This is a genomic window from Nocardioides lianchengensis, assembly GCF_900101465.1.
GTDB classification, from domain to species: domain Bacteria; phylum Actinomycetota; class Actinomycetes; order Propionibacteriales; family Nocardioidaceae; genus Nocardioides; species Nocardioides lianchengensis.
Genome location: NZ_FMZM01000003.1, coordinates 437,928 through 444,705 on the forward strand (window position 1 = coordinate 437,928; position 6,778 = coordinate 444,705).

Below are 6,778 nucleotides of genomic sequence, written 5' to 3' on the forward strand. Positions count from 1 at the left end.
CGTGGACCCCCGGACCGTGGTCACGGCCGTGGGAATCGGCCCCGATCCTGCCACACGGGCCCGCGACGGCCCCAAACGGCCCGGCCCCGGGGTCAGGCCCGGTTGACGACCAGCATCGCCCGGTCGTCGTTGCGCGACCCGAGCGCGTCGACCAGTCGGTCCGCCGCCCCGACGAAGTCGCCGCGCAGCAGGCTCTCGGCCTCGCCCATCATCCGGTCGATGCCGAGGTCGATGTCGCGCCGCGGCTCCTCGACCATCCCGTCGGTGTAGAGCAGCACCGCATCGCCCGCGCCGAGGATCCCGCGGGCGCAGGTGAACTGGGCGTCCTGCATGAGACCGAGGACCGGACCCTCGGTCTGCAGGACGGTCCAGCGACCCGAGCCCGAGGCACGGTGGACCGCCGGCGGGTGGCCCGCCGTACGGATCTCGAAGGCGCCGGTGCGCAGGTCGAGGCTGAGGTGGACGGCGGTCGCGAAGCCCTCCTCCCAGTCCTGACGCAGCAGGTAGTCGTTGGCCGCGCCGAGGAACTGATCGGGCGGCAGAGCGCCGAGCAGACCGCCGAAGGCTCCCGACAGGAGCAGGGCGCGGGTGCCGGCCTGCTCGCCCTTGCCGGAGACGTCGACCACGACGACCTCGAGCCGCTCGGCCCGTGAGGGCTGGGTGGCCACCAGGAAGTCGCCGGCGAACGGCGTCCCGCCGGCCGAGCGGAGCGCTGACTCGACGTACCAGCCGTGGGGCAGGTCCGGGATGCCGCCCTGGTTGAGGATCCGGTCGCGGAGGTCGACGAGCATCGACTCCCCCATCGCGCCGCCCACGCCGAGGCGGGTACGGCGGAACGACGCCAGCAGCACGATGAAGCCCATCAGGAACTGGATGGCCGTCGCGCCGATGATCCGCGGGGTGATCGACGCCTGATTCAGCAGCGCGATCATCAGCATCAGCATCACCCAGATGACGAACCACTGGAGCTGGCGCGGCCCGAGCAGCAGGCTCCCCACCAGCAGCGGCACCATCAGGGAGGTGAACGGGAACACCGTCGGCGACACCGCGACGCCGACGTTGATCAGCACCGTTACGGCGATCAGGGCCCCGACGAGGCGGTACTCGCGGACGTAGCCGCTGCGGTACGACGAGCGCCAGCGCCGGCCGAGCGCGGTCGAGCGCGCCGGCCGCAGGTCGTCGTACGCCGCGTTCATGGCTGGTCCTGTCCTCGGGTGCGGGCCACCCTACTGCGGCGGGCGCGGGCGGTGCCGTCGCTGGCAGCGCGGGCACCAGAAGAGGTTGCGGCCCTGCATCACCTCGGTGCGCACGGCGGTGCCGCAGACCAGGCAGGGCTGGGTGTGCCGGCGGTAGACGTAGACCTCGCCGCCGTGGTCGTCCTGGCGCGGCGGGCGGCCCATCGCCTCCGGGGTGTGCTCGGGACGGACGGTGTCGATGCGCCCGGTCCGCACCCCCTCGGCCATCAGCAGGACCAGGTCGTCCCACATCGCCTGCCACTGGCTGCGGCGCAGCGTGCTGCCCGGGCGGAACGGGTCGATCCGGTGCCGGAAGAGCACCTCGGCGCGGTAGACGTTGCCGACGCCGGCGAGCACCGACTGGTCCATGAGGAGTGCGCCGATCGCGACCTTGCTGCGGCGGACCCGCTCCCAGCCGCGGGCGGGGTCGGCGTCGGGGCGGATCGGGTCGGGGCCCGAGCGGGCGACGATCGCGTCCCGCTGCGCGGTGGTCAGCAGCTCGCAGGCGGTGGCGCCGCGGAGATCGGCGTACGACGTGCCGTCGGCGCGCACGATCCGGAGCCGCACCTGACCGACCGGGTCCGGCACGTCGGCGACCCCGTCGTGGACGTCGAGCTTGCCGTAGAGCCCGAGGTGGACGTGGACGAACCGCTCGCCGGGGAACCCGACGAACAGGTGCTTGCCCCACGCCTCGGCGGACTCGAGCACCTGTCCGTCCAGGAGCACTGCTGCGTCGGCGAAGCGGCCCTGCGGGCTGCCGACCCGGACGGCGTGGCCCGCGAAGGCGCGGTCGAGCTCACCGGCGAGGCGGTGGAGGGTGTGCCCCTCAGGCATCGGGCCCGCGGCCGACCGCGGAGTCGGGCAGCGGGGGCAGCTCGTCGGTCGTCTCGTACGACGCCAGCTGGCCGATCCGGCGCACGTGCCGCTCGTCGCCGCTGAAGTCGGTGGTCAGGAAGACCTCGACGAAGCGGGTCATGTCCTCGAGCGAGTGCATCCGGCCGCCCACCGAGACCACGTTGGCGTCGTTGTGCTGGCGCCCCAGGGCCGCGGTCTCCTCCGACCAGGCCAGGGCGCAGCGGATCCCGTCGACCTTGTTGGCCGCGATCTGCTCGCCGTTGCCGGAGCCGCCGATCACCACGCCGAGGCTGTCTTGGCCCTCGGCCTGCTCGGCGGCGACGGCCGCGGCCGCCCGCAGGCAGAAGACGGGGTAGTCGTCGAGGGCGTCGTAGACGAACGGCCCGTGGTCGACCGGCTCGTAGCCGTGCTCGGTCAGCCAGCGGGTGAGGTGGTCCTTCAGGTCGAGGCCGGCGTGGTCGGAGCCCAGGTGCACGCGCATGGAGGGATCTTCTCAGCCCTCGTGGAGGCGCAGGAACCCGGCCACCTGGCGCATCAGCGGCTCGGCACTGGTGAACACCGCGTCGTGGCGCCAGAAGCCGTGGACCTGGCCCAGGTAGCGGGTCGCGGTGACCTCCACCCCGGCCTCGGCGAGCAGCCGGGCGAGGTGCTCGCCCTCGTCGCGGAGCGGGTCGTGCTCGGCGGTGACGACGAGGGTCGGCGGCAGCGTGCCGAGCCGCGGCGAGAGCAGCGGGGCCAGATCGGGGTCGGTCAGGTCGGCGTCGGTGGCGGCGTATTGCTGCCAGTACCAGGCGGCCTCCCGCGGGTCGAAGCCGTCGGCGGCGGTCTCATAGGACTCGAACGACGCCGTCGGGTCGAGGAACGGGTAGATCAGCGCGACGGCGGTGAACCGGCCGGGGTGGCGTAGGGCCGCGACCAGGGCCAGGTTGGCGCCCGCGCTGTCCCCGTGGGCGTACGACGGGCCGCCCAGCCCGTGCTCGTCGGCGTGCTCGTCGAGCCACGCCAGGACCGCGTCGACGTCGTCGGGGGCGGCCGGGAACCGGTGCTCGGGCGGGCGGCGGTAGTCGACGCTCAGCACGGCCAGGCCGCTGCGGTTGGCCAGCCGGCGAGCGCTCGCGTCGTGCACCTCGACGTCGTTCAGGACGAACCCGCCGCCGTGCAGGTGGACCACCACCCCGGGCCGCGCCCCGACCGGGCGGTAGAGCCGGACCGGCACGCCGCCGGCGTCCAGGTCGCGCACCTCGGCGACGTCCTCGCGCGGCTGCTCCAGCGCCGCCGCGCGGGCGCGCTCACGCTCCGCGGCGACGTCGTACGACGGGTCGAAGACCGGCAGGTCGCCCGCGGCGTACTCGACGGCGCGGCGGGCGTCGGGGAACAGCACGGCTCAGCGCTGCATCAGCGCGTCGAGCCCGACCGCGACAGCGGCGGCGACCCGGAAGTCGATCTCGGGGTGCGGGACGTGAACGGTGTACTTGTCGCGGACCGACCCCTGCCGCTCGACGCCGAGCAGGGGCTGGCCGTTCGGGCCGACGAAGTCGAAGTGGATGGGCAGGAACGGGATGTCGGTGAACCGGCGGATGATCGCCACCGCCTGGCTGCGCTCCTGGCCGGTGCCGGCGTAGCCCGGGCCCTCCAGGTGGAAGGTCGAGCGCATCAGGCTCTTGCCGAAGTCCTTGCGGAAGAACCCGATCTGGGCGCTCTGCTCGTCGAAGACGTCGTAGCCGGAGTTCAGGTCGACCTTCTTGCGGGCCTTGAAGCTGAACACGGGGCGGGACTTGGTCTCGTCGCTGTAGAACGTGACCTGCTCCTTGAACGCCAGCCGCTTCTGCTGCGCGAAGCCCATCAGCTGCCCGAAGCTGCCGTCGGGGTTGGCCGCGAACAGCTGGTACTGGTTGGTGGTCATCGCGAACTTCTGCTTGACGTAGAAGGTCGGCAGGTACATCTCAGCGGGCATGCGCGGAAGCCTAGTCACGCGCTGCGGTCACCCCGACGATGAGTCCGGCAGCCGGCGCCGGTCCACCCGTCATGCTCATCGTCTCCGGCCACCTGTCCGTCGACCCCGCCGAGCGGGCGTCGTACCTGGAGGGCTGCCGACGCGTCGTCGAGCTCGCCCGGGCGGCGCCGGGCTGCCTCGACTTCGCGATCTCGGGCGACCTGCTCGACGACGGACGCATCAACGTCCACGAGCGCTGGGAGACCCAGGCCGACGTCGAGGCCTTCCGCGGCTCGGGGCCCTCGGGCGAGCAGCAGGCGGCGCTGCTGGCCGCCTCGGTGGCCGAGTACGACGTCGCGGGGTGGCGCTCCCTCACGGAGTGACGCGGCGCGGGTTCGTCGCCTCGGGCGCGAGTCCCAGCGCGGCGACCAGGTGCGGCCAGGCCGCCGCCCCGAGGGCCTGGTCGGCCATCGGCGTACCGCCGCGGCGCATCGACATCCCTCCGCGGACGACCGCCTCGCCCGGCAGCACCGTCCGGTGGCCCGCCACGGGGTGCTCGACCACGGTCGTGGCGAGCCCGTGGGCGGCACGCCGTACGGCGATCGCCCGTGCGTGGTCCGACGACGGCCAGACCTGGTCGTCGCCGCCGGCCACCAGGACGAGATCGCCGCCGATCCGCTCGACCGGGATCGTGGCCGCCTCCCGCACGGTCGCCGGCGCCGCGTCCAGGCTCCGGGCGTAGTGGTCGCGGAAGGCAGGTGGGTCCTCCGCGGGGGCCCAGTCAGCGACGAACGGGACGCACGGCAGCGGGAGGCCGGCGCGCGTCCAGTGCGAGGTGGCGCGCTCCCCGTCGTACCCGGTCCACACGACGGACGTCGGGGCGAAGGCGACGCACGCGTCGACCGGGCCGTCGTACGACGCCGTGAGGAGCGCGGCCTCCGCACCGAAGGACGTGCCGACCACCGCGAGGCGGTCAGCCTCGGAACGCAGCCGGTCGAGGGCCTCGGCGAAGAGCTCCAAGGGCACGTCGTACGGCGCGGGCTGCTGGCCCGGTCCCCCGAACCACCGGATCGCCCAGACGGTCGCACCGGCCGCGGCGAGCACCCGCGCCCGCCCCTCGTCCACCCGTCCGCTGGACCCGGCGAGCAGCAGGACCGCCGTCCCGACGTCGCGGGCCGCTCCCGGACGCACGAGGAGCCCGGGTGGCTCGGCGGTGATCTCCTCCACGCCTCGAGGCCAGTCAGGCCTTCTCGCAGGCGATCCCGTCCTTGTCACGGTCGCTCTTGGCGTTGGCCTGGTAGAGCGCCTTGCTGCGCTTGAAGCTGGTCACCGGCTTGCCCGAGGTCTTGTCGCGCGCGCCCGGCTTGCCGACCCCGTGCGGGTAGACGCGGTGCATCGCGTCGCAGTTGGCGAAGACGCGCGGCTTGGCCGCCTCGGCCGAGGCGGACGTGGAGACGAGCACGACCGGGGTGGCGGCGAGGGCCAGGCCGAGGACGGTCGTGAGGGTGCGGGACGGGCGGGTTGCCATGGGTTCCTCCAGGTGGTGAACCTGGAGTGTGCGCGCGACGGGCTCGCGACGTGACCGTTTTGGGCATACCCGTGGCCCTGAAGGCCGATGGCGATCAGGGCTGCGGGGTGATGGTGCCGGTGTGGTCGCGAACGAACGTCAAGCCGTTCGGACTTCGCCAGACGAACGTCGTGTCGTCGACCTTGTCGTAGCGCCAGCGCGTATGTGTCTTGGCGCGGTGATGTCGTCGGCAGAGGGGTGCGATGTTGCAGTCGCACGTCGCGCCGCCGTGGGCGGCGGGGTCGCTGTGGTCGTGGTCGCACGACCGGGCCCTGCGTCGGCACCACGGGAAGACACACGAGTGCTGGAGGAGCGCCTGGCGTTCCTTCAACCGGTCGGGGACCTCGTAGGCATCGACGTGGACGTGGCCGGCCAGATCGATCACCGGCTTGATGATCACCTGACTGTCGCCGTCCTGGCACCATCCCTTGACCTGCTCGACCGAGATCATCGACCGGGTGTTCTCGACGCGGGCGATGGCCGCGTCGGCGAGGTGCACGTGCACCACGACCTGGCGGGGTCGCTTGCGGTCCGGGTCCATTTCGGCGTTGAGATCCAACGTCAGCTGGCGGCGGGCAAGGTCACCGACCGCGATCGAGCGACGCGCATCGAGCGACAGCCCGTCGGCGATGGTCCCGAGGTAGGACGCACCCCGGGCGACCGCGTCCTCGAGGTCGAGTGCGTCGACCAAGTCCAAGGTGCCGCGGACCTCGACGTGACCGTCGAAGGAGACCTGCTGGACCTCGATGTCGAAGTGCCGCACCTCAGCCGCGTCCCGCGCCCGCTGGGCGGCTTCGTCGGGGTCGAAACGGACCCGGGCTTCTTCGATGGTCCGGTCGAGTTGGGCAATCGAGATCTTGTGCGCCACTGAGGCGACGTGAAGGTCGACGAACTCCGCGCCGTCCTCAGGCAGGTCGATGGTCTCGGCGGCGATGCGTCGGGCCTTCCACACCGGCAGGTCGAGGGACTGGACCCGCTCGTAGACCCTGGGGAGTCGGTGGGCGAGCTCGACGGCGTGGCCGAGGTAGATCCGCCCCGAGTCCGACGACAGGCCCAGTGCGGCGGAGAACTCCAGGACCGAGAACTCCGCGATCAACGGTGCCCCAGGACCGGCGATGGCCATCTCGTCTTCACAACCGGGGATCCACACGGCTGCGGCGTCCGGCAGGGAGTCGGTGGAGTGCATCC

Annotated in this window: 9 protein-coding genes; 1 reads left to right on the forward strand and 8 read right to left on the reverse strand. The window is 72.6% G+C overall.

What is annotated here, in order from left to right:
• Positions 1-92: 92 nt before the first annotated feature.
• From BLT76_RS07990 to BLT76_RS08010, 5 genes are read right to left on the reverse strand one after another with little or no spacing between them, the layout of a single operon-like run.
• Positions 93-1,196, reverse strand: coding sequence for a PP2C family protein-serine/threonine phosphatase (locus BLT76_RS07990; protein WP_090853347.1), 1,104 nt, complete (start codon positions 1,194-1,196; stop codon positions 93-95).
• Positions 1,197-1,226: 30 nt separating this feature from the next.
• A complete protein-coding gene (locus BLT76_RS07995; protein WP_090853349.1) occupies positions 1,227-2,069 on the reverse strand; it encodes an Fpg/Nei family DNA glycosylase in 843 nt (280 codons plus the stop codon).
• Positions 2,062-2,571, reverse strand: a complete 510-nt coding sequence (locus BLT76_RS08000) for a ribose-5-phosphate isomerase (protein ID WP_090853352.1) — start codon at positions 2,569-2,571, stop codon at positions 2,062-2,064. The genes BLT76_RS07995 and BLT76_RS08000 overlap by 8 nt, the downstream gene beginning before the upstream one ends.
• Positions 2,572-2,583: 12 nt before the next feature.
• Positions 2,584-3,471 carry an alpha/beta hydrolase gene (locus BLT76_RS08005; protein ID WP_090853355.1) on the reverse strand — a complete coding sequence of 296 codons (888 nt, stop codon included), beginning with the start codon at positions 3,469-3,471 and terminating at the stop codon, positions 2,584-2,586.
• A gap of 3 nt (positions 3,472-3,474) precedes the next feature.
• On the reverse strand, positions 3,475-4,044 hold the full coding sequence (locus BLT76_RS08010; RefSeq protein WP_090853359.1) for an LURP-one-related family protein: 570 nt from the start codon (positions 4,042-4,044) through the stop codon (positions 3,475-3,477).
• Positions 4,045-4,115: 71 nt separating this feature from the next.
• Between BLT76_RS08010 and BLT76_RS08015 the strand changes: the two genes are divergently transcribed.
• Positions 4,116-4,406, forward strand: coding sequence for a putative quinol monooxygenase (locus BLT76_RS08015; RefSeq protein ID WP_090853363.1), 291 nt, complete (start codon positions 4,116-4,118; stop codon positions 4,404-4,406).
• Here BLT76_RS08015 and BLT76_RS08020 read toward each other — a convergent pair.
• The 3 genes from BLT76_RS08020 to BLT76_RS25650 all read right to left on the reverse strand — a co-directional run.
• Entirely contained in the window at positions 4,396-5,250 is an 855-nt protein-coding gene (locus tag BLT76_RS08020; RefSeq protein WP_211752788.1) for an acyl-CoA thioester hydrolase/BAAT C-terminal domain-containing protein, read from the reverse strand. The two genes, BLT76_RS08015 and BLT76_RS08020, sit on opposite strands and share 11 nt — an antisense overlap.
• A 13-nt stretch (positions 5,251-5,263) precedes the next feature.
• Positions 5,264-5,551, reverse strand: a complete 288-nt coding sequence (locus BLT76_RS08025) for an excalibur calcium-binding domain-containing protein (protein WP_090853366.1) — start codon at positions 5,549-5,551, stop codon at positions 5,264-5,266.
• A gap of 94 nt (positions 5,552-5,645) precedes the next feature.
• Positions 5,646-6,778 (reverse strand): HNH endonuclease signature motif containing protein (locus tag BLT76_RS25650; protein WP_090853369.1); only part of this gene is annotated, 1,133 nt, incomplete at its 5' end.

Excerpts from the sequence above, each read along its gene's own strand:
- BLT76_RS08010 (WP_090853359.1), bottom strand. The coding sequence starts at position 4,044 with ATGCCCGCTGAGATGTACCTGCCGACCTTCTACGTCAAGCAGAAGTTC.
- BLT76_RS08000 (WP_090853352.1), bottom strand. The coding sequence starts at position 2,571 with ATGCGCGTGCACCTGGGCTCCGACCACGCCGGCCTCGACCTGAAGGAC.
- BLT76_RS07990 (WP_090853347.1), bottom strand. The coding sequence starts at position 1,196 with ATGAACGCGGCGTACGACGACCTGCGGCCGGCGCGCTCGACCGCGCTC.
- BLT76_RS07995 (WP_090853349.1), bottom strand. The coding sequence starts at position 2,069 with ATGCCTGAGGGGCACACCCTCCACCGCCTCGCCGGTGAGCTCGACCGC.
- BLT76_RS08015 (WP_090853363.1), top strand. The coding sequence starts at position 4,116 with ATGCTCATCGTCTCCGGCCACCTGTCCGTCGACCCCGCCGAGCGGGCG.
- BLT76_RS08025 (WP_090853366.1), bottom strand. The coding sequence starts at position 5,551 with ATGGCAACCCGCCCGTCCCGCACCCTCACGACCGTCCTCGGCCTGGCC.